The organism is Kribbella sp. NPDC048915 (assembly GCF_040649595.1).
GTDB lineage: Bacteria > Actinomycetota > Actinomycetes > Propionibacteriales > Kribbellaceae > Kribbella.
In genome coordinates this window covers 1-1,142 of sequence record NZ_JBEZFT010000167.1, presented here as the reverse complement: position 1 = coordinate 1,142, position 1,142 = coordinate 1, and the positions used below count along the sequence as shown (strand labels likewise).

Below are 1,142 nucleotides of genomic sequence, written 5' to 3'. Positions count from 1 at the left end.
GGGGCAGCGTGCCGGCGGCCAGGTGATCGTGGACATCGACGCGACGCTGGTGACCGCGCACTCTGACAAGGAAGGCGCTGAGCCGACGTTCAAGCGGGGGTTCGGGTTCGCGCCGATGTGCTCATTCGTCGACCACGGCGAGCACGGCACCGGTGAAACCCTGGCGCTGGACCTGCGGCCCGGAAAGGCGTCACCGTGGAACAGCGCCGACCATGTCGCCACCTTGGATGCCGCGCTCGCGCAGCTCCCCGAGCAAGAGGTGGGACAGGTGCTGGTCCGCGCTGACACCGGTGCCTGCTCGAAGGTGTTCTTGCATCACATCACCGACGCCGGGCTGGAGTACTCGATCGGGTTCCAGGCCCAAGACCCCGTCAAGGCAGCGATCGAAGCAATCCCCGAACAGGCCTGGCGAGCAGCTGTCGATGCCGACGGCGAGCCCCGTGACGGAGCCCAGGTCGCCGAGCTCACCGAGTGGATGCCCGCCCCGGTCACCCCGAACCAGACAGCACGCCCGGGCCCGAAGGACTGGCCTGACGGGATGCGGGTCATCGCCCGCCGCGAACGTCCCCACCCCGGCGCCCAGCTGCGGCTGACCGACCACAACGGCTGGCGGATCACCTGCTTCGCCACCAACACCAGGGGCACCGGCTGGACCCTGCCCGCCCTCGAAATCCGGCACCGGCAACGCGCCCGCTGCGAGGACCGCATCCGCTGCCTGAAGGACACCGGACTGCGGAACCTGCCCTTCCACGGCTACAACCAGAACCGGATCTGGATCGAGATCGTCGCCCTCGCCGCAGACCTGCTCGCCTGGACCCAGACTCTCGCCTTCGACGAGACCGAACCAGCCCGACGATGGGAACCCAAACGACTCCGACTCCGCATCCTCGCCGTCGCCGGACGCATCATCCACGGCCAGCGACGACGACGCCTCCGACTCCCACACGACTGGCCATGGACCCACCTCATCGACACCGGCTGGCACACACTCCGCACCGCTTGACCCGACACCAACGATCCACACCAAACAACAACTCGGAGAACCGGCGGCACCAGCGCCGGCGGCCAACCACGCCCACACAACCCCCACCCACAACAACAACCATCAGCAACCCACCAACAACCCAGACGAAACATCGAGG

Annotated in this window: 1 protein-coding gene; it reads left to right on the top strand. The window is 67.8% G+C overall.

Annotation, left to right across the window (positions count from 1 at the left end; translation table 11 throughout):
- Positions 1-1,003 (top strand): IS1380 family transposase (locus AB0B82_RS35450; RefSeq protein ID WP_360178984.1); only part of this gene is annotated, 1,003 nt, incomplete at its 5' end.
- Positions 1,004-1,142 lie beyond the last annotated feature (139 nt).